Annotated in this window: 24 protein-coding genes and 1 pseudogene; 13 read left to right on the top strand and 12 right to left on the bottom strand. The window is 72.5% G+C overall.

The window, feature by feature from the left end; genetic code table 11:
* Positions 1 to 6 precede the first annotated feature (6 nt).
* The gene (locus ACFY3L_RS41200) at positions 7 to 1,548 is read right to left on the bottom strand and encodes a S8 family serine peptidase (RefSeq protein ID WP_389337511.1); all 1,542 of its coding nucleotides are present in this window, start codon (positions 1,546 to 1,548) and stop codon (positions 7 to 9) included.
* Positions 1,549 to 1,840: 292 nt separating this feature from the next.
* Here ACFY3L_RS41200 and ACFY3L_RS41195 point away from each other — a divergent pair, with 292 nt between their 5' ends.
* Entirely contained in the window at positions 1,841 to 2,287 is a 447-nt protein-coding gene (locus tag ACFY3L_RS41195) for a DoxX family protein (RefSeq protein WP_389337508.1), read from the top strand.
* 56 nt (positions 2,288 to 2,343) lie between these two features.
* Here ACFY3L_RS41195 and ACFY3L_RS41190 read toward each other — a convergent pair whose 3' ends face one another.
* Genes ACFY3L_RS41190 through ACFY3L_RS41175 form a run of 4 tightly spaced genes read right to left on the bottom strand, consistent with a single transcriptional unit; the run spans position 2,344 to position 4,290 of the window.
* On the bottom strand, positions 2,344 to 2,568 hold the full coding sequence (locus ACFY3L_RS41190) for a CBS domain-containing protein (protein WP_389337505.1): 225 nt from the start codon (positions 2,566 to 2,568) through the stop codon (positions 2,344 to 2,346).
* A gap of 60 nt (positions 2,569 to 2,628) precedes the next feature.
* Positions 2,629 to 2,892, bottom strand: coding sequence for a hypothetical protein (locus ACFY3L_RS41185; RefSeq protein WP_389337502.1), 264 nt, complete (start codon positions 2,890 to 2,892; stop codon positions 2,629 to 2,631).
* Between the two features lie 19 nt (positions 2,893 to 2,911).
* Positions 2,912 to 3,529 (bottom strand): vitamin K epoxide reductase family protein, encoded by a 618-nt coding sequence (locus ACFY3L_RS41180; protein WP_389337499.1) that lies wholly within the window; start codon positions 3,527 to 3,529, stop codon positions 2,912 to 2,914.
* Positions 3,526 to 4,290 (bottom strand): DsbA family protein, encoded by a 765-nt coding sequence (locus ACFY3L_RS41175; protein WP_389337496.1) that lies wholly within the window; start codon positions 4,288 to 4,290, stop codon positions 3,526 to 3,528. The genes ACFY3L_RS41180 and ACFY3L_RS41175 overlap by 4 nt, the downstream gene beginning before the upstream one ends.
* Positions 4,291 to 4,511: 221 nt before the next feature.
* On the opposite strand from ACFY3L_RS41175, the gene pflB reads away from it, so the two are divergent.
* The 5 genes from pflB (at position 4,512) to ACFY3L_RS41150 (ending at position 12,972) form a co-directional block, all read left to right on the top strand.
* On the top strand, positions 4,512 to 6,764 hold the full coding sequence (pflB, locus tag ACFY3L_RS41170; RefSeq protein WP_389337493.1) for a formate C-acetyltransferase: 2,253 nt from the start codon (positions 4,512 to 4,514) through the stop codon (positions 6,762 to 6,764).
* A gap of 76 nt (positions 6,765 to 6,840) precedes the next feature.
* Positions 6,841 to 7,554: a pyruvate formate-lyase-activating protein gene (pflA, locus tag ACFY3L_RS41165; RefSeq protein ID WP_389337590.1), complete on the top strand. Its 714-nt coding sequence runs from the start codon at positions 6,841 to 6,843 to the stop codon at positions 7,552 to 7,554.
* 171 nt (positions 7,555 to 7,725) lie between these two features.
* Positions 7,726 to 11,520: a tetratricopeptide repeat protein gene (locus ACFY3L_RS41160; protein ID WP_389337490.1), complete on the top strand. Its 3,795-nt coding sequence runs from the start codon at positions 7,726 to 7,728 to the stop codon at positions 11,518 to 11,520.
* Positions 11,517 to 12,455, top strand: a complete 939-nt coding sequence (locus tag ACFY3L_RS41155; RefSeq protein ID WP_389337486.1) for a tetratricopeptide repeat protein — start codon at positions 11,517 to 11,519, stop codon at positions 12,453 to 12,455. The genes ACFY3L_RS41160 and ACFY3L_RS41155 overlap by 4 nt, the downstream gene beginning before the upstream one ends.
* Before the next feature lie 40 nt (positions 12,456 to 12,495).
* Entirely contained in the window at positions 12,496 to 12,972 is a 477-nt protein-coding gene (locus ACFY3L_RS41150) for a hypothetical protein (protein WP_389337483.1), read from the top strand.
* An 18-nt stretch (positions 12,973 to 12,990) separates the two neighbouring features.
* Here the strand turns inward: ACFY3L_RS41150 and ACFY3L_RS41145 are convergent, their stop codons facing one another.
* A complete protein-coding gene (locus ACFY3L_RS41145) occupies positions 12,991 to 14,937 on the bottom strand; it encodes an acyltransferase family protein (protein WP_389337480.1) in 1,947 nt (648 codons plus the stop codon).
* A 201-nt stretch (positions 14,938 to 15,138) separates the two neighbouring features.
* Here ACFY3L_RS41145 and ACFY3L_RS41140 point away from each other — a divergent pair, with 201 nt between their 5' ends.
* Positions 15,139 to 16,074 carry a glycosyltransferase family 2 protein gene (locus ACFY3L_RS41140; RefSeq protein ID WP_389337477.1) on the top strand — a complete coding sequence of 312 codons (936 nt, stop codon included), beginning with the start codon at positions 15,139 to 15,141 and terminating at the stop codon, positions 16,072 to 16,074.
* Positions 16,075 to 16,248: 174 nt separating this feature from the next.
* On the opposite strand, the gene ACFY3L_RS41135 is transcribed toward ACFY3L_RS41140, so the two are convergent.
* The 4 genes and pseudogenes from ACFY3L_RS41135 to ACFY3L_RS41120 all read right to left on the bottom strand — a co-directional run bounded on the left by ACFY3L_RS41135 (position 16,249) and on the right by ACFY3L_RS41120 (position 18,090).
* Positions 16,249 to 16,398: a hypothetical protein gene (locus ACFY3L_RS41135; protein ID WP_389337474.1), complete on the bottom strand. Its 150-nt coding sequence runs from the start codon at positions 16,396 to 16,398 to the stop codon at positions 16,249 to 16,251.
* Positions 16,399 to 16,509: 111 nt separating this feature from the next.
* Positions 16,510 to 16,590 (bottom strand): annotated as a pseudogene (locus tag ACFY3L_RS41130) (hypothetical protein); the annotation flags it as partial.
* An 86-nt stretch (positions 16,591 to 16,676) separates the two neighbouring features.
* A complete protein-coding gene (locus tag ACFY3L_RS41125) occupies positions 16,677 to 17,069 on the bottom strand; it encodes an NmrA family NAD(P)-binding protein (RefSeq protein ID WP_389337471.1) in 393 nt (130 codons plus the stop codon).
* A gap of 64 nt (positions 17,070 to 17,133) precedes the next feature.
* A complete protein-coding gene (locus tag ACFY3L_RS41120; RefSeq protein ID WP_389337468.1) occupies positions 17,134 to 18,090 on the bottom strand; it encodes an epimerase in 957 nt (318 codons plus the stop codon).
* A 101-nt stretch (positions 18,091 to 18,191) separates the two neighbouring features.
* On the opposite strand from ACFY3L_RS41120, the gene ACFY3L_RS41115 reads away from it, so the two are divergent.
* Entirely contained in the window at positions 18,192 to 18,335 is a 144-nt protein-coding gene (locus ACFY3L_RS41115; protein ID WP_389337465.1) for a hypothetical protein, read from the top strand.
* Between the two features lie 101 nt (positions 18,336 to 18,436).
* Here the strand turns inward: ACFY3L_RS41115 and ACFY3L_RS41110 are convergent, their stop codons facing one another.
* Positions 18,437 to 19,192 carry a DinB family protein gene (locus tag ACFY3L_RS41110; protein WP_389337462.1) on the bottom strand — a complete coding sequence of 252 codons (756 nt, stop codon included), beginning with the start codon at positions 19,190 to 19,192 and terminating at the stop codon, positions 18,437 to 18,439.
* Positions 19,193 to 19,256: 64 nt separating this feature from the next.
* Here ACFY3L_RS41110 and ACFY3L_RS41105 point away from each other — a divergent pair, with 64 nt between their 5' ends.
* Positions 19,257 to 19,424 (top strand): hypothetical protein, encoded by a 168-nt coding sequence (locus ACFY3L_RS41105; RefSeq protein ID WP_389337459.1) that lies wholly within the window; start codon positions 19,257 to 19,259, stop codon positions 19,422 to 19,424.
* Between the two features lie 53 nt (positions 19,425 to 19,477).
* On the opposite strand, the gene ACFY3L_RS41100 is transcribed toward ACFY3L_RS41105, so the two are convergent.
* Complete coding sequence (locus tag ACFY3L_RS41100) at positions 19,478 to 21,625, bottom strand: hypothetical protein (RefSeq protein WP_389337456.1); 2,148 nt, start codon at positions 21,623 to 21,625, stop codon at positions 19,478 to 19,480.
* A 53-nt stretch (positions 21,626 to 21,678) separates the two neighbouring features.
* On the opposite strand from ACFY3L_RS41100, the gene ACFY3L_RS41095 reads away from it, so the two are divergent.
* The 4 genes from ACFY3L_RS41095 (at position 21,679) to ACFY3L_RS41080 (ending at position 24,804) form a co-directional block, all read left to right on the top strand.
* Positions 21,679 to 22,317 carry a GNAT family N-acetyltransferase gene (locus ACFY3L_RS41095; RefSeq protein ID WP_389337453.1) on the top strand — a complete coding sequence of 213 codons (639 nt, stop codon included), beginning with the start codon at positions 21,679 to 21,681 and terminating at the stop codon, positions 22,315 to 22,317.
* A 397-nt stretch (positions 22,318 to 22,714) separates the two neighbouring features.
* The gene (locus ACFY3L_RS41090) at positions 22,715 to 23,236 is read left to right on the top strand and encodes a SigE family RNA polymerase sigma factor (protein ID WP_389337450.1); all 522 of its coding nucleotides are present in this window, start codon (positions 22,715 to 22,717) and stop codon (positions 23,234 to 23,236) included.
* Positions 23,237 to 23,246: 10 nt separating this feature from the next.
* The gene (locus ACFY3L_RS41085; RefSeq protein ID WP_389337447.1) at positions 23,247 to 24,521 is read left to right on the top strand and encodes a rod shape-determining protein MreC; all 1,275 of its coding nucleotides are present in this window, start codon (positions 23,247 to 23,249) and stop codon (positions 24,519 to 24,521) included.
* A 70-nt stretch (positions 24,522 to 24,591) separates the two neighbouring features.
* Positions 24,592 to 24,804: a hypothetical protein gene (locus ACFY3L_RS41080; RefSeq protein ID WP_389337444.1), complete on the top strand. Its 213-nt coding sequence runs from the start codon at positions 24,592 to 24,594 to the stop codon at positions 24,802 to 24,804.
* The last annotated feature ends 10 nt before the right edge of the window (positions 24,805 to 24,814 follow it).

The raw sequence follows: 24,814 nt of genomic DNA, 5'->3' as shown, positions 1-24,814 counted from the left end.
GTCAATTCACTCCCAGCGTGCGGTCGACCAGTCCTCGCTGGACCAGTAGTGGCCGCTCCAGGTGCCGCTGGACCAGTAGTGCCCGGACCAGTAGTGGCCCGACCAGCCCGGGTCCGTCCAGGTGCCGGCGGCGCCCCACGGCGTGCCGGACCAGGCGGAGGAGGCCCACGTCTTCGACGCCCAGGACGTGCCGGTCCAGCCGGTACCGGTCACCTGGTGGCCCATCCACTGCCCGCCCGACCACGAGCTCTGTGCTGCGCTGCGCGACGCCCACGTGCCGGTGTGGAGGGTGCCCCAGATGGTGGCCTCACCGGTGAGCGCGACGTTGTCGCGGACGACGTGGCTGCCGCCGCGGGCGTCCTCGAGCGAGCCCGACCCGTTGGACCAGGTGTAGTTCTGCTTCACGTTCGGCGTCGGGGCGGCCAGGGCCTTGCCGAGGTTCAGCTCGCGGTATCCGAGCCCGGCCGCGTTGCCGCTGGTCAGGACGTCGCCGTTGTTCATCAGCAGGTACTTGACCTGGTCGGGAGTGAGCGACGGGCGGGCCTGCAGCAGCAGCGCGACGGCGGAGCTGGTGACCGCGGTCGCCTGGGAGGTGCCGCTGCCGCGGAACAGGCTCGACCCGACCCGGGCGGAGGTGTAGGACACGTCGATGTTGGAGCCGGGGTCGGCGAGCGACAGGATCGACTGGCCGGGCGCCAGCAGGTCGGTGCGGCGGTTGGCCGGGCCGTTGTACGTGAGGCTGGTGAACGTCGAGATGGTGTCGTCCGATGTGGACAGTGTGCCGCGGGTGTCGGCCGAGCCGACGTTGAGGATGAACTGGTCGGTGGCCGGGTCGGTCATCTGCTTGCCGTCGTTGCCGACGGCGGCGACCACGACGATGCCGGCCTTCCAGGCCTGCTCCGCGGCGAACGCCACCGGGTCGGTCCAGTAGTTCGGGGTGCCGCCGGTGCCGTAGGACAGGTTGATGACCCGGATCGGGTTGGCGGGGTCGTCGTTGCGGTGCGCCACCACCCAGTCGATCGCCGCGATCATCTGCGACGCGTCCACGGCGCCGTTGGACGTGCCGACCTTGACGGAGGTGAGCTTGACCTTCGGGGCCAGGCCGACGGTGCCGGTCGTGCTGTCGTTGGCGACGATGATGCCGGCCATGTGGGTGCCGTGCCCGTACGTGTCGAGGTAGCGCAGGTTCGGCGACTGCGACTCGAACGACAGGTCCGGCCCGTTGACGATCTGTGCGGCGGGCATCCCGGGCACCGGCGCGATGCCGGTGTCGATCAGCGCGACGCCGATCCCGGCACCGGTGAGACCGGCGGCCGTGCCGGTGCTCGCGCCGATGGTCTTCCGCACGTCGGCCAGCGAGAGGCCGGCGCTCGTTGCGGCCGAGCCCATCCAGATGTTCGACGCCCAGGCGCTCGACGCCGGGTGCCCCGCCGACGCGATCGACTGGGCACCGCCCGCCGTGCCGCCGATGACGACCGGCAGCAGCGCCGCCGCCGCGGTCGCTGCCCGCAGCAGGCTCCGCCTGCCCCGCCTGCGTGTGTTGCGCACCCTGGGACTCCTTCCGGATGCCCGTGATCGACGGGCACGTCCCATCATTCGGGCCGCAGCCGCCGAGCGTCAGAGCCCGGACCCGGAGCGCCACCGAACCGCACCCGGCGCCTGTCAACCGCCCGGCGGACGCATCAACCGGCCGGCCGTATCGGCGACCGATGACCCGACAACGACACCCGATCGCCTGTCACGTTCCTGCCCTGCCGCCGGTCAAAGCGATTGACCGGCGACCTCGAGCCGGTGCGGCAGTCCAGGCCCAGCGGCCTGGCCAACCTCCGGAGGGACGACCATGGCAAAACGCCTCACGACGGGTCTGTACTGGTTGCTGGCCGTCGAGTTCGCACTGGGCGCCGTCACCAAGTACTGGCCGGGCGACACCGTGTTCAGCGCGGCGTACTCCACGAAGTTCGTCGACTGGGGCTACCCGTCGTGGATGCGCTTCGTGGTCGGCGCCCTGGAAGGTGCCGCTGCCGTGCTGCTCGTGGTGCCCAGCCGGCGGACCCGCTTCCTCGCTGCCACGACGCTCGTGTTCGTGCTCACCGGCGCGGTCACCACGCACATCGTCAACCACGACCCGGCGGCGGAGAGCTGGGCCGCGCCGACCCACCTCGTCATCATGGGGATCATCGCGCTGGCGAACTGGCCCGCCGACTGGCGCGACGTCCTGCGCGCGCCGACCCGGTCAGCACGCGGCGTCGAAGGCCCGCCGCTCACCCACGGGAGGCGGGCACGCTGATGCGGTCGACCACCGAGACCACACCGTCCCGCCGCCGCGCGGCGGTGGTGCGCTCATCATCGCGCCGCGGTGCCTGCCAGCCCGCCGCCGGCGTCCGGGCGCAGCGGGGGCAGCAGGTCCGCCTCGGTGATTCCCCCGATCACCCGGTCGTCGCCGCGGACGACCGGCACCCCGCTCACCCCGAACTCGGCGATGACGTCGGCGACGTGCCGGGCGCTGCACTCGGCCGTCACGACCACCACCGACGGGTTCATCACGTCACGGACACATACGTCTTTCATGGCCCTACCCCCTCATGATCCACGGTGCTCCGGGGGCGCCGCGGGCGCACAGGCCGAAGGTCACCTGGTGGCCGGGCCGTCGTGGGGCGGTCCGGGGACGGTGAGCGGGTGGGCGACGTCGTCCAGCGCGGCGAGGAGGGCCATGGTCCGCCGGTACCCGGCCCGGTCGAGGCCGCCCGTGACGCGGCGCCGGGCGGCCTCGGACTCCATCCGGGCCAGTCGCGGGGCCCTCACGTCGGCCGCGCGGTAGACCGTCAGGACGGTGACGGCGGCGGCGCCGTACACGAGCAGGACGACGACGGTGACGATCAGCGTGTGTGCCATGGGTCAGCTCCGTCCTCGGTTACGCGACCAGTGCGCTGCCGTACTTCACGACGACCAGCAGCGCGAGGACGAGCAGCCAGATCGTGACGGCGACGGCGTCGAGGTCGGCGTCGATCGCGGCGCGCAGGGCCGGTCCGGCGCGGCGGGGGAGCGGCAGGTGGCCGTCGCGGATGTTCACGTGCGTCAGGGTGGCGAAGACCAGCGTGGTGGACACCGTGACCAGCAGGCACCACGGGCACAGCGCGCCGATGACGAACGACGACTGGTAGAACAGCCAGTAGGCGAACCCGACGCCGAGGGTGTAGACGACCTGCGCCGCCAGCATGAACCAGCGCGGGAAGCGCACGCCGCCGAGGCTCGCGACGGCGACGGTGACGACGACGGGCTCGGCGACCAGGCCGAAGAACGCGTTCGGGAAGCCGAACAGCTGCGCCTGCCAGGACCGCCCGACGGTGCCGCAGGACAGCACCGCGTTGATGTTGCAGGTCAGGTCGGCGGCCGGGTCGGCGGCGAGGCGGATCGCGTCGACCGACAGCACGAACGACGCGACGAGGCTCAGCGCGGCCGACACGAGCATCGTGCCGTAGATCCAGCCGTTGCTGTGCCGCAGCCGCCGGACCCGCTCCAGGGCGGTCATGCGGCGGCCGCGACTGCCGCGGCCAGCGGACCGGCCGTGTACAGGTCGCCCTCGAACACCTTGCCGTTGACCAGGACCGTCGGCGTGCCGGTGACACCGCCGTGCTGGAACGCCCACTCGGTGGAGGTGGCGACCCAGCGTTCGAAGCGGCGTTCGGTGAACGCGGCCGCGACGTCGGCGGGGACGCCCGCGCCGGTGGCGACCGCCGCGATCTGCTGGTCGGTCAGGCCGGGGCCGCCCTCCGCGGGCTGCTGCGCGAACAGGGCGGCGTTGAACGCGAGCACGTTCGCCGGGGCACGGTCGGCGACGGTGGCGACGGCGTTGGCGGTGCGGGTGGAGTACCGGGTGCCCTGCGACGCCCTGTCCAGGAACGCGAGCGGGTGCAGCTCCAGGCGGACCGTACCGGCGGCGACCAGACGCTCCAGGTCGCCGCTGTTCGCCCGCTCGAACCGCCCGCAGTACGGGCAGAGGTAGTCCAGGTAGATCGTCACCGTGACCGGACCCGTCCCGGTCACGATCGCACCGGTGGCCGTCGCGCCGGCCGGGGCAGCCGTCGACCGCGCGGCGGGCGGCGCGGGCGTGTCGTCGCCACCGGCCGCGTCGGCGAGGACGTACGCGATCGCGGCCAGCAGCGCGACGATGACGACCCCGCCGGCGACACCCAGATTCCGGTGCCGCCGCCGGGTGCGCCGCTGCGCCTCCGCCCGTGCCTGCCGTGCCTCCCGGGCCTGCCGCGCCGGCGTGCGTGCCTGTGTCCCCATGTCGGAGGTCCCCCTGTCGGATGCGTGGACGCGCTGTCAGCCTCCGCCCGCACCGCGGGACGGCGGATGAGGCGGAAGGCCCGTCTTGGCCGGGACCCTCGGCCCGGGACCTTCGGCCCGCGACACAGGCCCTCGTGCTCTGTGGACAAGCATCGATACGCGCGAGCCTGAACGTGTCAGCGAACAGGGCCACGAAGTCCGGAAAGGATGCGAGGAACCCGATGACCACCATCAGCGCCCCCAACGAAACCGCCGCCTGGCGCGGCTTCCATGGCGGATCGTGGCGGGACCAGGTCGACGTGGCAGGGTTCGTGCGGGACAACGTCCGGCCGTACGAGGGCGACGAGACGTTCCTCGCCGGCCCGACGCCGCGGACCACGCACGTGTGGGGCCTGCTGACCGCGATGTTCCCGCAGGAGCGCGAGCGCGGCATCCACGACGTCGACCCGCGCACGCCCGCGTCGATCACCGCCTTCGCGCCCGGCTACATCGACCGCGAACACGAGCTGATCGTGGGCCTGCAGACCGACGCGCCGCTGCGCAGGGCCATCATGCCCTTCGGCGGGCTGCGGATGGTGGAGAACGGGCTCAAGGCGTACGGGTACGAGCTCGACCCCCTCGTGAAGGAGATCTTCACCCGGTTCCGCAAGACGCACAACGCCGCCGTGTTCGACGCCTACACGCCGCAGATCCTCGCCGCGCGCAAGGCCGGCGTCATCACCGGGCTGCCCGACGCGTACGGGCGCGGCCGCATCATCGGCGACTACCGCCGGGTCCCGCTGTACGGCGTCGACTTCCTCATCGCCGAGAAGCGCCGCGACAAGGCGTCCCTGGACGACCGGCCGTCGACCGCCGACGTCGTCCGCGACCGCGAGGAGCTGGCCGAGCAGCTGCGCGCCCTCGACGAGCTCAAGACGATGGCCGCGAGCTACGGCCACGACATCGCCGGCCCCGCCCGCACCGGGCGGGAGGCCGTGCAGTGGCTGTACTTCGCCTACCTCGCCGCCGCGAAGGAGCAGAACGGCGCCGCGATGTCGCTCGGCCGCACCTCGACGTTCCTGGACATCTACCTCGAACGCGACCTCGACGAGGGCGTCCTCACCGAGTCCGGCGCACAGGAGCTCGTCGACGACTTCGTCATGAAGCTGCGCATCATCCGCTTCCTGCGCACCCCCGAGTACGACCAGCTGTTCTCGGGCGACCCGACCTGGGTCACCGAGTCGATCGGCGGGATGGGCGCCGACGGCCGGACCCTCGTCACCCGCACGTCGCTGCGGTACCTGCAGACGCTGTACAACCTGGGACCGGCACCCGAGCCGAACCTGACCGTCCTGTGGTCGCCGGCGCTGCCCGAGCCGTTCAAACGCTTCTGCGCGAAGGTGTCGATGGACACCAGCGCCATCCAGTACGAGAACGACGACCTGCTGCGGCAGCACAGCGACGACGACACCGCGATCGCCTGCTGCGTATCGGCGATGTGCGTCGGCAAGGACATGCAGTTCTTCGGCGCGCGCGTCAACGTCGCCAAGGCCCTGCTGTACGCCATCAACGGCGGCCGCGACGAGCTGAGCGGCGTGCAGGTCGCGCCCGCGACCGCACCCATCGGCGGCGACGTCCTGGACTACGACGAGGTGCTCGCGGCGTTCGACCGCACCCTCGACTGGCTCGCCCGCACCTACGTCGACGCGCTCAACGTCATCCACTGCATGCACGACAAGTACGCCTACGAGCGCATCGAGATGGCGCTGCACGACTACCCGGTGCGCCGGTTCCTCGCCTGCGGCATCGCCGGGCTCTCCGTCGCCGCCGACAGCCTCGCCGCGATCCGGTACGCCCGCGTCACACCGGTCCGCGACACCACGGGTCTCGTCGTCGACTACACAGTGGACGGTGCCTACCCCGCCTACGGCAACGGCGACGACCGCGCCGACAGCATCGCCGTCTGGCTGGTCGAGACGTTCATGGACAAGGTCCGCGCCAACCCCAGCTACCGCGACGCGATCCACACCCAGTCGGTGCTCACCATCACCTCCAACGTCGTGTACGGCAGGCACACCGGCAACACACCGGACGGCCGCCGCGCCGGCGAGCCGTTCGCGCCCGGCGCCAACCCGATGAACGGCCGCGACACCCACGGCATGGTCGCCTCGGCCCTGTCGGTGGCGAAGCTGCCCTACGCGGCGGCCCGCGACGGCATCTCCCTCACCAGCACCGTCACCCCCGACGGCCTCGGCCGCGCCGACGCCGAACGGGTCACGAACCTGGCCCGCATCCTCGACGCCTACACCGGCGCCGGCGGGTTCCACCTCAACGTCAACGTGCTCGACCGGGCCACACTGCTGGACGCGATGGAGCACCCGTCGCGGTACCCGCAGCTGACCGTGCGCGTCTCGGGCTACGCCGTCAACTTCGTGCGGCTCACCCCGGAACAGCAGCGCGACGTCGTCAACCGCACCTTCCACGGCTCGGCATGACCCCCGACTTTCCTCCCAGACCCGGCCGGACGCCACCACCCTTCCCCCCGAATGGTGGCGTCCGGTCCCGGGCCGCCTGCACTCGTGGGACGTCTCCACCGGCGTCGACGGCCCCGGCACCCGCTTCGTGGCGTTCCTCGCCGGGTGCCCGCTGCGCTGCCTGTACTGCCAGAACCCGGACACCTGGCACATGCGCGACGGCACCGGGACCACCGCCGGCGACGTCCTCGACCAGGTCCGCACCTTCGCGGACTTCGTGCGGACCACCGGCGGCGGCCTGACCGTCAGCGGCGGCGAGCCGCTGCTGCAGCCCGCCTTCACCCACGCCCTCTTCACCGGCGCCCGCCGGCTCGGCCTGCACACCGCCCTCGACACGTCCGGCGCGCTCGGCACCCGCGCCGGCGACGACCTCCTCGCCGTCACCGACGTCGTCCTGCTCGACATCAAGTCGTGGGACCCGGCCCGCTACCACCGGCTCACGGGCCGTTCCATCGCCCCGACCCTGGACTTCGCCCGCCGCCTCGCCGGCCGCGGCACGCCCGTCTGGGTGCGGTACGTCCTCGTCCCCGGCGTCACGGACGACCTCGCGGACGTGGAGGGCGTCGCCGGGTTCGCCGCCGGCCTCGGCAACGTGGAACGCGTCGACGTCCTGCCCTTCCACCGGCTCGGCGCCGCCAAGTACGACCGGCTCGGCATCCCGTTCGCGCTGCGGGACACCCCACCCCCCGACGCCGCACTCCTGACCCGCGTCCGCGACACCTTCACCGCCGCCGGCCTCACCACGTACTGACGCCGCGAGTGCCTGCGCGAGCGTGTGTCCGGTTCGCGATTGCCCGAACGTGACGCGTTGTGTCACCGTGCATGGCTACGGGTGACGCTGCGGCCCTTGCGGTGAACGCGGCACTGGGACGGATTCGTTTCGTCGACCGCGGAAGCTGAGGCAAGGGGGGCGTCAGGCCTGGTGAACGATGCGCTCGATCGAGGCCAGCCTGGAGTCAACTTTGCCCGGGCAGTGGAGGTGCATCGGTTGGCGGTGGCTGGTGGGGAGTCGGTCATCGCCCGAGATGTCGGGGATCAGGTGGCTCGGCTGTGGCTGCAGACGTCCCGGTTTGCTGATGTCGCGGTGCTGGCCAGCGCCACCCTGACCCTGGGCCCGGACGCCGGCGCATTCTTCGACCGCGGTGGGGCCCGAAGGGCCACCGGACAGCCCCGGCTGGCGCTGGCGGACTACGAGCAGGCCCTGGCCATGTACCGCGAGATCGCCGACCGCGTCAACGAAGCCGCCACCCTCAACGACATCGGCGCCGTGTATAACAACCTCGGGGACCGGCAGCAGGCCCTGACCTTCTACCAGCAGGCCCTGTCCATCCAGCGGGATGTCGGGGACCGCGGCAACGAAGCCGCCACCCTCAATAATATCGGCCACGTGTTCGACCGCCTCGGGGACTGGCAGCAGGCCCTGACCTTCTACCAGCAGGCCCTGCCCATGACGCGGGATGTTGGCGACCGCGCTGGCGAAGCCGCCACCCTCAACAACATCGGCGCCGTGTACAACAACCTCGGGGACCGGCAGCAGGCCCTGACCTTCTACCAGCAGGCCCTGTCCATCAAGCGGGAGGTCGGCGACCGCGCTGGCGAAGCCGTCACCCTCAACAATATTGGCCACATGTTCGACGGGCTCGGGGACCGGCAGCAGGCTTTGGGCTACTACCAGCAGGCCCTGTCTATCCAACGGGAGGTCGGCGACCGCACCGGCGAAGCCGCCACCCTCAATAATATCGGCCACGTGTTCGACAGCCTCGGGGACCGGCAGCAGGCTCTGGCCTTCTACCAGCAAGCCCTGTCCATACGGCGGGATGTTGGCGACCGCGCTGGCGAAGCCGTCACCCTCAACAGCTTCGGCGCCGTGTACAACGACCTCGGGGACCGGCAGCAGGCCCTGACCTACTTCCGGCAGGCCCTGCCGATCCGGCGGGAGGTTGGCGATCGCGCTGGCGAAGCCGCCACCCTCAACAATATTGGCCACGTGTTCGACGGGCTCGGGGACCGGCAGCAGGCTTTGGCCTACTACCAGCAGGCCCTGTCGATCCAACGGGAGGTCGGCGACCGCGCCGGCGAAGCCTCCACCCTCAACAACATCGGGGGCATCAGGTATCAGCAAGGTGATCTGATCGGGGCGGTGGATGCGCTGCATGAGGTTCTTGACCTCGTGCGCGCTGTAGGCGACCGCAGTGTAGAGGCGACGGTGAGCTACAACATGGCGACGCTGTTCGCGCAAATGGCACGCATTGATGACGCCGTCAAGATCCAGCGCCGGGCGATCGCCCTGGCCGAAGCGACAGAAACACCCTTCGCTGCAAGCGATGCGAACGTTCCTCGTGCAACTTCAAGAGCAGAAGGACTAGGCAATGGGCGCTGCCACAGTCAGCCAGGAACAGCTGGGGAGCGTGTTCCAGCGGACCGAGCAGCAGCACTGACCGACCGGAGAGGATCCGTGACCCAGTTGGACATGTTCGAGCTGGAGATCTTCGAGCAGACCTCCAGCTATTGCGAGGTGCGCCTTTCTGAGGATGGGGCCGCGCCGCGGACCCGGGGGCTGGATCGGGCGGTGGTCGAGCAGCTGATCGATCTGGTGGAGCGGGACTACAGCCAGGACTCGGTCGCGCAGCGCGTGGACGGCTCGCCGCGGCTGCGTGAGCTCGGCGCGAAGCTGGCCGCGTTCGTCGACGGTGATCAGCGTTGGCTGCACCCGATGCTGGGCCGGCCGCCCGGAGCCACCCTGCGCATCACCGCGGAGGAGCGGCTGCGGCATCTGCCGTGGGAGCTGTTGTGCCAGGACGGTTCGTTCCTGACCGTCGCCGGGCCCGCGCCGCTGCTGCCGGTCCGGGCCGTCGGCACCAGCGCGGCGCTGCAGACGCCCTTCACGCCGGGGAACCGGCCGCTGCGGGTGCTGTTCATGGCGACCTCCCCGGAGGGTGTCGAGCCGGTCCTCAACTACGAGGCGGAGGAGGCGGCCATCCTCGCGGCGACGTCCCGTACCGGCACCGACCTGGTTGTCGAGGAGAGCGGCACGCTTGAAGGATTGCGGTTCCTCACCCGCGACTACGGCCAGGGCTACTTCGACGTCCTGCACCTGAGCGGGCACGCCACCACGGCCACCGGACAGCCGACGTTCGTGGTGGAGAACGAGCTCGGGGGGCACGCCACCGCCACAGCCGACCAGATCGCTCAGGCGATGGCCGGGCACTGGCCCCGGCTGGTGTTCGTCTCCGGCTGCCTCACCGGCAACGCCCCCGACCGGGGCGCGTTCCCCTCGATGAGCGAAAGCCTCGTCCGTGCCGGGGCGCCTGCGGTACTGGGGTGGGCGTTGCCGGTCGGCGATGACTCCGCGACCGAGTTCGCCGCGGAACTGTACCGGGCCCTCGCCGGCGGGCAGGCGCTCGACCAGGCCGTCATCGAGGCCCGTCAGCATCTGTTCACGAACAAGCGCGGCAGCTGGCACCTGCTGCGCGTGTACGCCGACCGGTCCCCGCTCGCGCCGCTGGTCACGCCGCTCAACACCAGAGGGCGGACACGGATCCAGGCCCGGGCCGCCGATCAGGAGTTCCTGGACCCGCAGACGCAGCTGTCCCGGGTCGCTGCCCGTGCCGCGTTCGTCGGCCGGCGCCGCGTCATCCAACGCTGCCTGCGTACCCTCAAACAGCCCCTGCACGAGCCCGGCGGGGCCGAGGCCCTTGTCCTGCACGGCATGGGCGGGCTGGGCAAGAGCAGCCTCGCCTCCCGGATCCTCGAGCGCATGCCCACCCACCAGCGCGCCGTCTGGTACGGCCGCGTCGACCTCACCAAGTTCCGCGAGCTGACCACGAAGGTCCGATTCCCGGCACTGGAGCAACAGGCCGAGGCGGACAAACAGCTCAGCAACGACCAGGTCCCCCTGGCCAGCAGACTCCGGTACCTGCTGGACGTGGACGGACCGCTCGGACAGACCCCCTGCCTGTTCGTGTTCGACGACTTCGAGGACGGCAACCTCGACGAACGCGACGGCAGCCACGTCCTCTCGGCCGCGATGGCCGACATCCTTCCGGCCCTGCTCACCGCCATCCGCCAGACGAACAGCCCGAGCCGGGTCATCATCACCAGCCGCTACCTGTTCCCCACACCCGCCGGCACCCGCATCGCCACCGAGGCACTGGAAACCCTCATCCCCGTCGAGCAGGACAAGAAGATCGCCAACCTGCCGAACCTGCGCCACGGCTCACCCATCGACCCCAACATCCGGACCCGCGCGATCCAGGCCGCAGCCGGCAACCCCCGCCTTCTCGACTGGCTCGACCTGATCGTCGCCGACCCCACCCTCGACGTCGACGGCCTGATCGCCGCCATCGAGAACGAAGCCGAACGATTCCGCGAAAGCATCCTCGCCGCCAAGCTTCTCGGCTCCCAGGACCCCGACCTGCAGAAGATGCTCGCCAAGCTCAACGTCGTCGAACTGCCCGTGCCGGGCGAGACCGTCCACGCCGTCCACGACCACCCCGACGCCACCCACCACATCGAACGCGCCACCCGACTCGGCCTCCTCGAAGCCGGCACCGACCCCGAAACCCAACAGCCCCGCTACTACGTCTCCAACATCCTGCGCCCCCTCGTCCGCCCCCTGCTCACCGACGACGAATACGTCCAAGCCTGCGCCGCCGCCGCACGATCACTGCACACCATCTGGTTCACCAACCCCACCGCACCCGGACCGCCGTCATGACAACCCTCGCCCAGGCAGTGGAGGTGCATCGATTGGCGGTGGCTGGCCGGGAGTCGGCCATTGCCCGGGAGATCGGGGATCGGGTGGCTCGGGTGTGGCTGCGGACGTCCCGGTTCGCTGATGTCGCGGCGCTGGCCGGCGCCACCCTGACCTTGGGCCCGGATGCCGGTGCGTTCTACGACCGCGGTTGGGCCCGACGGGCCACCGGACAGCCCCGGCTTGCGCTGGCCGACTACGAGCAGGCCCTGGCCCTGTACCGCGAGGCCGACAACCGGGGCGACGAAGCCGCCACCCTCAGCAACATCGGCCTCGTATACGCCGGGGTCGGGGACCGGCAGCAGGCCCTGACCTACTACCAGCAGGCCCTGCCCATCCAGCGGGACATCGGCGATCGCGCCGGCGAAGCCGTCACCCTCAACAACATCGGCCACGCGTACGACGGCCTCGGGGACCGGCAGCAGGCGCTGGCCTATTTTCAGCAGGCCCTGCCCATCCGGCGGGAGGTCGGCGACCGCGCCGGTGAAGGCACCATCCTCAACAACATCGGCGCCGTACACGACAACCTCGGGGACCGGCAGCAGGCGCTGGCCTATTATCAGCAGGCCCTGCCCATCCTGCGGGAGATCGGCAACCGCGCAGGCGAAGCCGTCACCCTCAGCAACATCGGCCTCGTATACGCCAGGCTCGGGGACCGGCAGCAGGCCCTGACCTACTACCAGCAGGCCCTGCCCATCCAGTGGGACATCGGCGATCGCGTCGGCGAAGCCGTCACCCGGTACAACATCGCGACGATTCACCGAGCGGAGGGCGACCTCGACCAAGCGATCAGTGAACTCGAACGCGTCGTCGACCTCGACCAGCAGGTCGGTCACGCTGACCTCGAATCTGACACCGCATTTCTTGAGCGCGTACGCCGAGAACGAGCTGCAAGATGAGAGCAGGCCTGTCGGGAGGATGTGGTGTCTACTCCTTCCTGTGGGTGGAACAGCGCTGAGCATTCTGAGTCCCTGGACCGCGGAGCGGGTCGAGCCGGTGGTGGTGGAGGAGATGACCGCCGCGGGTCTGACGCGGTACAGACCGGACCCGAGCTACTGGTACTCCGCGGACGGCCTGCCCTACGGTTACGACCTTCAGGCGCCGGACACCGAGGCTGAGCCGGAGGAGCTGCGCAGCGTCGAGCGGGCCGCCGGGGCGGTGATCCGCTGCGACATCGTGGTGCACATCTTGGTCAGCGACCCCGCCGGCCGGCCGGCCCTCGCCCGGATCGCCGCGGCGGTGGCGGGAAGGGTCGACGGCTGGGTGTTCGTGGAGTTCTCCTCGCCGCCGTCAGCGGACCTGCTCCGGCACCTGAGCGACGCCGGCCGGTGTGTGCGGGCCGACCAAGCTGTCTACCTCGACGCCCCGGCGATGCGCGCCTGGCGAGGGCACCCGGACTTCCATGTCGTGAAGTGAGCGGTCCGCCAAAGGTGGTCAGGTGGTCGCGAGGGCGGCGAGCTGCGGGGCGAGCCACGGGGCGACGATGCCGCGGACGCCCTCGGGGGTGAGGTGGAGGCCGTCGCTGCGGACGCGGACGCCGGCCACCTGCCAGGTGAACTTGCCGTCGGGGCACACGACGCGGTTGAGGTCGAGCACGACCGGGTGGCTCGGATGGTCGGCGGCCGTGGCGCGCAGCAGGCGGTTCCACGCGTCGACGCGCTCCGGGGTGTCCTCGGGCCAGAGGCCGCCGTCCGGTCGTTCCTGGCGTCGCGTGTACGGGGCGGTCAGCAGCGCGACCCGGGCGCCGCGGCCGGCGACGAGGTCGATCGCGGTCCGGAGCTGACCGGTGAGGTACGCGTCGTAGTCCGGCTCGCCGACGTGGGTCCACTGGCCGTCGAGCCGGCGGTCCATCAGCTCCCACCGGTCCAGCAGCACGACCACGACGTCGGGTTCGGACTTCGTCACGGAGCTGCTCCACCGGTACTGCCAGGTCACGCAGTACGGGAGGTTGGTGTGCAGGTCGCCGGCGTAGCGGAGGTCCGGCAGGACCGCGATCCCGCAGCCCTGGACGCCCTGGTTGTCGAGCTCGAAGCGGGGGTCGCCGGGCCAGTACGCGCCGAGGGTCCACGACACGGAGTCGCCGATGACCATCACCCGCGGGGGACCGGGGCGCCGGCCGGGACGAGCCGTCACAGCACCGCCGCCGCCCGGACTCTGCGGGGCGGCGACCGTCGCCAGTGGAGGTGCGGCGGCCGCGTCCCGGGGCGGCGGAGCGGCGGGCGGACCCGCCAGCAGGGCGAGCACCGTCGCCGCGGCTGCGGTCGCCGTGGCGCCCAGCGGCAGCAGCCACCGCCGCCCGGCAGTGCCCGCGCCCGCGCGGCGGATCGGCTGCTCCACCAGGACGAAGCTGGCCGCGGCCACGAGCACGGTCGCGGCCACCCTGACCGTGAAGAGCCGGACGCCCGTGAGCCCGGTGCGGTCGGCGTCGAGGATCGCGAACAGCGGCCAGTGCCACAGGTACGCGCCGTACGAGATCTGCCCGAGCCACCCGACGGCACGGGCGCTCAGCAGGCGAGCGGCCGGGGAGGACGGCGCCGCGGCGAGCTCGCCGATGACCGCGGCGGCCGCGATCGCGAACAGTGCCAGCCCGCCATGGAACAGCCATGGGGAGTCGCCGCGTGCGACAGCCAGGCCGGCGCAGCACACCAGTACACCGGCGGCCGCGGCAACACGACGGAGGGTGGCGTGACGGGTCAGCACCGGCAGGCCCGCCGCGAGCGCGCAGCCGATGAGCGGCGCGCACGCCCTGCTGTCGGTGCCGAAGTAGAGCCGGTCCGTGCCGTCCGCGGCCGGCAGCGACGCGGCGGTGACCACCGAGGCGGCCGCGCCGAGCAGCGCGCCGGCCCCGATGACGAGCCGCCGCCGCGGCAGGCGCAGCGCCAGGAGCAGCAGCGGCGGCCACAGCAGGTAGAACTGCTCCTCGATGGCGAGGGACCAGGTGTGCTGCAACGGTGACGCGGCGGCGGTCTCGGTGAAGTAGTCGCCGCCCCGGAACGCCATCCGCCAGTTCGCCCAGTAGGTGAGCGCCGCGGCGGCGTCGGTCCGCAGCGGCGCCGGGTCCTGCGCGGGCAGCAGCCACCGGGCGGCGAGCACCACGAACGCGATCATCAGCACCAGGGCGGGCATCAGCCGCCGCGCCCGGCGCAGCCAGAACCCGCCCAGCGAGATCCGGCCCGTCTCCTCGGCCTCGCGCAGCAGCAGCGACGTGATGAGGAAGCCGGACAGGACGAAGAACAGGTCCACGCCGAGGAACCCGCCCGGCAACAGCCGCGGAAGGCCGTGGACGAGCAGGACCGCGCACAGCGCGACGGCCCGGACGCCGTCGAGCGCTGGCAGGTGACGCGCCCGCGCCGGAGCCGTCGAGGGCGCAGCCGGGGACACGCCGGGCCGCTGCCCGCGTGCCGGCGCCCCAAACGTATCCGTGGCCCGGCGCGGCGAACCACCCGCGGCGGGTCACCGGGCCTCCGCGACGACCGACCCCCGCTGGGCCGCGGGCCGTGCTCACCCGCACGGTGCGACGGGCCGCCTCGGGCTGGACGCCGGCGTGATGTTTGACCCGTGCAGATCTGGCGATGAGGAACCGTGCCCGACGTCACGGTGGTGATCGCGACCCGCAACCGCAGCGGGCTGCTCGGTCGCACGCTGGAGCGGCTGGCCGCGCTGCCGGACCGGCCGGCGGGCGTCGTCGTGGTCGACAACGCCTCCGTGGACGGCACCCCGGCGATGGTCGCGGACCGGTTCCCGGGCGTCACGGTCCTGCCGTTGCGGCGCAACGAGGGCGCCGTCGCCCGCAACCACGGGGTGCGGGCCGCGCGGACGCCGTACGTGGCGTTCGCCGACGACGACTCGTGGTGGGCGCCGGGCGCGCTGGCCCGGTGCGCGGCGCTGTTCGACGCCTGCCCGCGCCTCGCGCTCATCGCCGCGCGGACGCTGGTCGGGCCGCAGGAGCACGTGGACCCCATGGCCGACGTCCTGGCCGCCGCGCCGCTCGGCGTGCCGGAGGACCTGCCCGGCCCGGCGGTGCTGGGGTTCCTGGCCTGTTCGGCGGTCGTGCGCCGGGACGCGTTCCTGGCCTGCGGCGGCTTCGACCCGGTGGTGTTCTTCATAGGTGAGGAGCAGCGGATGGCGTGGGACCTGTACAGCGCCGGCTGGGGCCTGGCGTACTGCGCCGACGTCGTCGCGCACCATCACCCGGCGCCGTCGACCGTGCGGCAGCGCCACCACAAGGAGATGCTCGCCGCCCGCAACCGCGCGCTGACGGCGTGGATGCGCCGTCCGGTCCGGGTCGCGGCGGGGATGAGCGCCGGTCTGCTGCGCGCGGCCGGCGCGGACCCGGTCGCCCGGCGGGCCGTGCTGCAGCTGCTCGCGCGGCTGCCGGCGGGGCTCGCCCGGCGTACGGCGCCCCGGCCTTCGCTGGAGGCGGTGCTGGAGCGCCTCGACGCGCCACCGCCGGGCACGGACGACGCGCCGCGAGCGCACCGGACGCCGGCCGCTGAACCGTGCCGCACACGCGGGTGAACGTGACGGGGTCAGCTGGTCCCGAACGGTCCGGCGGCAGCGCTGTGAATCGTCACGGCCGGGCTCACGGCCACGGGCGTCGGGGACCGGCACCGTGCCGGTTCTGTCACGGCCGCGGTGCCAGGGGCGCCGACCGCCGATCTGAGCAGCGGCGCCACGCCCCGGCGGCCCCGGTCAGTGGACCGGTGCGTCGCCGCGCAGGACGCGGTCCCAGTCGACGGTGCGGGCCCAGTCCGCGTAGCTGTGCCAGCGCACCTCCGGGTAGGCGGCGTGCAGGCCGGCGATGTCGAGGAAGTCGGTGGTGTCCTCGAACCGCTGGAACATGTCGGCGATCTCGTCGCCGGCCCACCGGCGGACCTGTTCGAGCGGCAGCCGGCGATACGGGATCTCGCGGCCGAGGACCGTACCGAGGATGCGGGCCGCCTCCTCGCCGGTGACGCGGTCGGAGGCGACGTCGATCCGGTGGCCGGCGAACCGGTCCGGGTGCTCGATCGCGTGGACGGCGAGGCCGGCGATGTCCAGGACGGTGACCTGGTCCAGGGGCTTGCCGGGGGAGAGCGGGTTGGCCAGGACGCCGTCGGTGAGGCGGCTGATGCCGACGTTCAGCGCGTTCTCATGAAGTACACCGGCCCGAGGACCGTGGCGCGCAGGTCGTCCCGCGCCCGCAGGTACGCCTCGACGGACTGCTTGCTGTCGGCGTGGCCGATGTCCGTGGCGACGGCCCGGTCGGCGCCGCGGACCGAGGAGTACACCAGGTGCGCGCCGGCCTTCGCGGCCGTGTCGACGAGCACCCGGCCCTGGGCGACCTCCTCGGCGACCCCGCCGGCGCCGAACGGCACCGACAGGCCGAAGACCGCGTCGGCACCCCGGGCGGCGGCGGCCGGGGACGACGGTGCGCGCACGAAGGCGGTGACGGCGTGGCCGTGGTCGAGCAGCAGCCGGGCGACGGCGCCGCCCTGTTTCCCGGTGGCGCCGACGACGAGAACGGTGGTCACGGACGGGCTCCCTTGGTCGCGACGGTTGGCGCCGTCCAGCGTCTGGCCTCGACCGCGGTTGAGGTCAAGCGGGCACGGCCGGCTCCACCTGAGCGGCGCGTGCGGCCGGGCGCGCGCCCCGTGCCAGCAGGTCGGTGACCGCGCCCCGCAGCTCGGGATGGGCGAACCGGAAGCCCGCCGCCAGCAGCCGCGCCGGGACGCACCGCCGGCCGGTCAGCGCGAGCGCCGGGTCGGTCCGCAGCACCCGCGCTCCGAGCCGGACCAGCGTGGCCGGGGTGGGCGGTGCCGGCGGGCGGTGCAGCGCCTGCCGGAGGGTCGCCATGAGTTCCGCGTTGCGCACCGGCTGCGGCGATGTCGCGTGTACGACCCCGCTCAGCGCCGGGCCGTCGTGCAGGCAGCGGCGCATGACGGCGAGCAGGTCGGTGACGTGCAGCCAGCTGATCCACTGCCGCCCGTCGCCGACCCGGCCGCCGAGCCCCCAGCGCACGAGCCCCGTCAGGCGCCGCATCGCGGGCGTGCCGGGCTCCAGCACGATGCCGGTGCGCAGCACGATCCGGTGCAGCGCCGGCACGTCCGCCGCCGCCTCCTCCCATGCCCTGGCGACGCCGGCCATCTGCGCCGGGCCGTCGGCGGCGGGCGCGGTCTCGTCGAGCACGGCCTCGCCGGCGTCGCCGTAGATCGCGAGGGTGCTCATCTGCACCCACACCGGCATCCCAGCGTCGACCTCCGCGGCGGCGCGGGCGAGCGCCAGGGTCGGCTCGACGCGGGACCGGGTCAGCAGCGCGACGTTCGCCGCGGTCGGCGGCCGGTCGACCAGCGCGCCGCACAGGTTGACGACGGCGGCGCCGCGCAGCTCGCCGGCCCACGCCCCCGCGGTCGCGCCGTCCCAGCGCACCCACCGCCCGGAGCCGGGCGCGGCCGGTGACCGGCTCAGCACGACGACCTCGTGCCCGCGGGCGGTCAGGTCCCGCGAAACCGCCCGCCCGAGCCCACCGGACCCGCCCGCGACGACGACCTTCATGACTGCTCCTCCCCTTGAGCGATCGCTCAAACCGGAGTCTGGCACGGTTTGAGCGACCGCTCAAGTGCGGGCTTGCTCACGCAGATCGCCCGCCGGAGCTGATGAGTACCCGTACTCAGGCGCTGCTGGCCGGGACCGCGGTGGCGGGCGGCCTGGCCGCCGCCCGCGTCCGGTCGGCCGTGCTCGCCGGCGTGGCCGGGGTGTTCACCGGCTGGCTGCTCGCGGTCGCCTGCCTCGCGTCATGACGCGCGGGCCTCGCCGGTCGGCCGTGCTCGCCGGCGTGGCCGTGCTCGCCGGCGTGGCCGGGGCGTTCGCCGGCTGGCTGCTCGCGGTCGCCTATCTCGCGTCATGACGCGCGGGCCTCGATCGCGTCGAGGTCGCGCACGGCGTAGCGGTGGTGCTCCCACTCCTCCTCCAGGATCACGTGCAGGCACGAGCGCACGGTCTCCTCGTGCTGGGGCGAGTGCGGGTTGCGGCGGATCGCGGCCAGCTCGTCGGCCGTGACACCGGCGAGGAAGTCGCGGACCATCGCGACGCGGCCCGCCCGGACCTCCAGCACCTCCGCGTACGGCGGCGTCCCGGCCGTGAAGACCGACATGTCGTGACCGTCCTGCCCCGCGTCGGTGTACAGCAGGCCGATGGGGTGGAACGGCTGCTCGGCCCGCAGGATCGCCTTGCCCAGCCAGATGTCGGTGGCGGCCACCAGGTGCCGCAGGGTCTGCGCGAACGACCACTCGCCGTCCACCGACTCGTCGACCGTGCCGTCCGGCATCGCCGCCGCCCGCGCCAGGGTCGCCGCCCACGCGCCCTCGACCGCCGCCCACGCCGCCCGCAGCCCGTCGGGGTCTCCTGCCTGCCGGTAGGCCCGCCCCGGGAACCGCCGGTTCAGCTCCGCCTCGACGAACGGCAGCACGTCGACCCCGTTGACCAGCAGGACGTTCCCGCCCTCGAACAGCCACGGCGAGTCGAGCTCCACGCCTCGCAGCTCGACGCCCCGCATCACGGCCCCGGACAGGTCCGCCCCGACGAACCGGGCCCCGTGCAGATCCGCATCCGTGAACCGCGCTCCCCGCAGCTCGTCGCCACGCCCGAATGTCGCCATCGCTGTGTCCCCCGCATCGACTGCCACTCATTGACGGAAACGTCCCCCGCCCGACCCTACGCCCGTGCCGTCGGCGATCGTGCCGCTCAGCGCCGAGACGGACGGCGACCTGAAGCGATGGCTGGCCGGCTTCCCCAGCCTCGTCGTCCCCGACGCGGTCCTGCTGGTGCCGATGTACCTGCTGCTCGCCGCCGCAGCGTTCGCCGTCAGCGCCGGCATCGGCCGGCCGTAGCGCTGGACGCCACGGGCGAGGTGGTCCGCTTCGGGCGCGACTGCTGCTCCTGGTCAGTTGGTCGCGGCGAGAATGGTGTGGCAGTCGTGGAGCAGGGCGAGGTCGTCGGCGACCTGTCTGGTGGACCAGCCGTTGAGCGCGGCGCTGTGCCGGAACCGCTCCTGCGGCTCAGCGGCGACGAGATCGCGCATCGGCCGGGCCGCCGGCCCGATCGTGGCGAGGTGGGCGGCGATCTCCGCGCGGCGTCTCGGTTTGGCGGTCCAGAGCCGGGCGAGGGCGGGGAGCGGGGTCTCGGCGTCGCCCGTGACCCGCCACAGGGCCTGGGCCGCGGCGACGTGGATGTGGTCGTCGTCGGCGTCGACGAGGGCGCGCAGCGGTGCCTCGAGGGCGGCACCGGCCGGGCCGAGCCGGCCCGCTGCTTCGGCGGCGGAGGTCGTGGCGTCCCACGGATCGTCCAGTTCGCGGGCGAGCGACTCGACCGCCGGCCCTGCCTCGCCCGTGATCTGCCACAGCGCGGCGGCCGCGAGGTACCCGCCGTCGCGGTCGAGCATGGCCCGCAGCGCCGGGACGGCCGCCGCCGCGTCCGGGCCGATGCGGCCGAGGGCGTTGGCGGTCATCAGGTCGACCGGTCCGGCGAGCAGCTCGGGCACGGCCTCGGCGGCCGCCGGGCCGAGCGCCGCGGCGACCACGGTCAGGGCCCGACGGTGTCCGGCTGTGGCACTGTCCGCCGATTCGGCGCAGCGGCGGCGGACGGTGGGCAGGAGGTCGGGCGCCGTCGCGGCGTACCGGGCCGCCAGCGGGGCGGCGTTGCTCGGCAGGACGTCGCGGTCGAGGATCGCCCGCACGGCGGGCAGCGCCCGTTCGTCGTTGAGCGCGGCCAGCGCCCGCACGGTCGGGCCGACGTTCGGTTCCCACGCCCGCCAGGTGACGACCCAGGGCGGGGGCCCGTCCCCGTACGGGGATTCCGGCGCGGCCGACGTGACGGCGGCGGCCAGCGCGTCGGCGGCGGGCGCGGCCAGCGCGTCGAGATGCTCCAAGACGAGCGCGGCCCGGCCGGCCAGGCGGGCGTCCGCGAGCTGGGCGCCGAGGAGTGCGATGAGGTCGGTGTAGTCGCCGCGCCAGTACCCGATGAGGCCCAGGGCCGGGCGCAGCGCGGCGGATCGCGCCGCCGGCGCGCCGGCCGACAGCAGCCCCGTGAGCAGCGCGACGCGGTCCTCGATCCGCTCCTCCATGGCCAGGCTGAGGTCTTCGACGAGCTCGTCCCGGCTTCCGGCCGTCGACTGCGGCTCGATGAGGCGCGCGGGCGACACCACCCCGACCAGGTCCTGCGGGCGGGACACGTTCACGGCCGGCAGCGCCTCCGGAGGTACCGCCTGCAGATCCGCCCGGAGCAGTCCGGCCACGGCCGGGACCAGGTCACCGGCGAGTGCTTCCGGGGCCGTGTCGACGAGGCCGGCGACCGCGGCGAGCCTGCACCGCACGTCTGCGCTGGCCGGGCCGGGCACGTCTGCGCTGGCCGGGCCGGGCACGTCTGCGCTGGCCGGGCCGGGCACGTCTGCGCTGGCCGGGCCGGGCACGTCTGCGCCGGCCGGAGCGGGCGCGGCGAACCAGCCGGCGAACCACGCGCCGACCTCGGCCGGGTCGACGCCGGAGACCAGACCCGCGGCGGCGAGCCGGCCCAGGCCCGCGACCGCCGCGGCGAGCGCGCCCCGGACGTCGGGGTCCGGCTCGACGGTGAGCCGGGCGCGCAGCGCCGCCAGGATCACGCCCGCGTCACCGCGCTGGACGAGCAGCGTGGCCGGCACGGCGTGGCGCACGGCCGGGTCGGCGTCGTCGAGCAGCCGCAGCAACAGCGGCGCGGCGTCGGCGACCGCCGCCCGGGCGGCGACGAAGTCCGGGTCCTGGTCCTCGCGCCGGGTCGCGCCCCCGATGCCGGCCAGCAGCCGCAGCACGCCGGCCCGGTCCGGCACCCGGGGGTCGCTCGCGAGGCCGAGCAGGAACGGGATCGCGGCCACGGTGCCGTCGAACACGTCACCGTGGAGGTACACGGCCCCGCGCAGCCCACTCAGCGCGTCCGCACGGTCCCGCGGCTCCGGCCCGGCCAGCCGGCGAAGCAGGTCCGGCACGTCGTCAGCGGCGCCCCAGGCGTGGCCGAGCGCTCCCCAGCCAACCCCGTCCAGATCGTCCAGCTCCTTGATCACGGCGGCAGTGTGCCAGACCGGCGCAACGCCACAGCGCCGCTATACCTGTAGGAATGGATCTCGCTCAGCTTTTGTCGGCGGCGGCCGGTGGGCGGTTCCCGCCCGCGGACGGCGGCGTGACGGTCGTGCCGCAGCCATCCGCCCGCGACGCGGGGGTGGTCGCCTTCACCGCCCACTCGGTGGTGTTCACCGACGAGGACCCGGGCTGGGTCCGGGCGACCCTCGCGGCCTTGGACTGCGACCCGCTCGCCGCCGCCATGCACCCGCGCTTCCTGGCCGCGCTCCTCGAGCGCACGGGCCGCACCATGGACACGATCGACCTGCTGACCGTGGCCGCTCCGTTGTCCGGGGATCCGCCGGTACGGCTCAGCGAGCTCACCGATCCGGAGCACCCTCGCGTCCGGCGGGCCCTGCGCCACCGCGACGAGGTGCGGGTGTGGACCGCCGGTGGCGGGATCGTCATCGTCGGCCGCGGGGTCGCGGGCCGCTGGGAGACGGCGATCGAGGTCGACGAGGACGCCCGCCACCGGGGGCTGGGCCGCGCGCTCGCCACCGCCGCCAGGCACCTCGTCCCGGCGGGGGAGCCGGTCTGGTCGCAGCAGGCGGCCGGCAACGCCCGCAGCATCCGGGCCTTCCAGGCCGCGGGCTTCCGCCCCGTCGCCTCCGAGGCACTCATGGACCTCGGTTCCTAGCATCCTAGGAAAGCCTACGCGCCGTGTCGGTCGTCTCCATGCGGACCCGCCCGTAGTTTCCAGACCAAATACGGCAGCAGAACGGGTTGACCAGCGCGATCAAGGAGCACGGGGCCTGCGCCGCACCGTCTGCTGGTCGACGGAGTACGCCGGTCTCGGCGTGGCCGCCCTGCGCCGGGCTCTACGGGAAGAGGTACAACTCGGGGCGAAAGCGTCAACTGACAGCCTGGTTCGCGGAGAACCCCGGCGCCCGGTCGCGGCAGTCGTCCCGTACCGCCGCCGGCTCCACAACATGCTCGGCGAATTGGACCAGAAGCTCTTTTCTGGCGGCAACCTTTCGATGCGGTCACAGCGTAGGTAGTTGCTATGACGAGGTTGGCGAGGGTGGTGAGGAAGCATGGACAGCCAGGACGACGACGGGGTGACAGCCTTCGTCAGGGCTAGCTACGGTCGCTTGCTTCGTGAGGCCTTTCTGCTCTGTGGGGATGCCGGCCGAGCCGAAGACCTGGTGCAGACCACGTTGGCGAAGACGGTCGTGGTGTGGTCGCGTCTGCAGCGGTCCGAGGGAATCGACAACTATGTGCAACGGACGCTGATCAATACCTACCTCAGCGCGCGGCGCCGCCGGGCCTGGTGGGAGCAGCCCTTCAACCGGCTGGTGGAACGTCAGGCCCGGGACGAGTACGTGGGGGTGGAACAGCGGGACTGGCTGCGTCGGGCGCTGGATGCTCTGCCGGCACGACAGCGTGCGGCGGTCGTCCTGCGCTTCTATGCAGACCTGTCCGAGCAGGACGCGGCGCTGGCGTTGGGCTGTTCGGTGGGCACGGTCAAGAGTCTTTCGTCAAGGGGTCTGCGGGCGCTGCGCCAGCGTTGGGTCGAGGTCGACGCCACAGCTGAACACGGGGTGCGATATGCATAGCCAGACAGAGTTGCGTGACCGCCTCGCTGCCCTGGCCGAGCCGGTGAAACCTGTCGAGGGCTACGTTGACAAGGTCATGCGGCGGTCACGTCGGCTTCGCCGGCGGCGGCGTGTGACCGCCGGTGCGGCGGCCGCCGTGTGCGTGGCAGTACTGGTGACCATGTACAGGGTGGTCGGATTCGGCTCGGCGCCACAGCTTGCCGCGCCACCCCCGGATGGCCCGTTCCTGGGCTGGTCTGCTGTCGGTGACGTTGATGCCGGTCTGGTCCGCGAGGCCACGGACGTCTGGGATTCCACAGGGACCGGAGGGCCGCACACCGCTGTCCGGGCTCTCGTCGCCATGCGGAATGAACAGCAACTGCACTCGATCGCCGTCTTGCAGGGTTACGACAAGCAGGGTGCCGCGCGGTTGGCGTTCTTCACCAGTGATGTGAGTGCGGCCAACGCGTTGCGGCTCCGGGCGGATCGGCCCGCACCCGACCCCGTCACGACCAAGGTGATCAGCCTGGTCAGTCCCCGGCTGACCGGACCGGTCGGCGCAGTCAGTACGGATGATTTTGGTACCCAAGCAATCGTTGTTGCCATGCCAGGTGTCACTACGGTGCGAGTCTCAAATACGATCTTTGACGATGAGATGATCGGCGATCCCGAGGCGCCGACCAGCCGCCTTGTCGTCGTAAGGTTCCCGCTGCCCGGGACAGCGCAGTCAACGACCATCTTTGGCTTTGTCAAGCCGAATCGGCCGCTGGCCAAGATGACGAAGGTGTTCGAGGTACACGGCGACGGCGGCGCCGACGAAGACCCGCGAGCAGTGCCGGGCAGGGTGTTGTCTGCAACCGGCCAGCAGATCGTTGTGGCTGTCCAGCAAATTCAGGCGGTGCGGCGAGGCCAACTCGCTGTGGTGACAGAGGGTTTGGTCGGACGCGTGACCGCGGTTGACGTCACGCGTGGCGAAGCGACCATTGACCTGGTGACCAGTACCGGATTCGCTGGCCCGGCGTACGCCTACATCAGCGATGTGCCGGGCTCGGTGCGTGGCACCGGTACGGGTCTCGTCATGGAGCACATACCGACAGGTGACAAGCGGTATTACGTGAGTGAGGGAAATCGTGTGGTGGTGCCGGATCCGTGCCAGCCGAATGACCAGGTCGGCGCCGTCACGGTTGGACGAGCCTCCTCGCAAAAGGCACCGGAGGCCACCAGTGTGGAACTGACACCGGCGGTTGACCTCACCCACGTGCGCGAGGTGTCAATCATGACGTCGTCCACTGGCGGCGATTGCTGACGCATACAAGCGTGCGGGAGGCGACTCGCCTCTCGCACGCTGTACTCCGCAAGGCGGAACACTATGTCAGTTGCGCGGAATAACCGATATAGGACACGTCCTCGGCAGCGCCCGCGGCCTGCTCGCCGGCCTGGTCGTCATCCTCGCCGCCACCGTCCTGTCAGTCGTCGCCCGGCAGGCAGGCGTTGCTGTTCCCGCCCTGCTGCTCGGCCTCGCGGGAGTGGGCGTGGTGTGCGGGTTGCTGCTCATGCGCTCGTACCGGCAGCACCTGCCCTCCCGCTGAGCCGAAGCGT

The sequence above is a fragment of the Dactylosporangium sp. NPDC000521 genome (genome assembly GCF_042898305.1).
Lineage (GTDB): Bacteria > Actinomycetota > Actinomycetes > Mycobacteriales > Micromonosporaceae > Dactylosporangium.
Note: the sequence above shows the minus strand (reverse complement) of the source record. Positions and strands in the feature narration are given on the sequence as shown.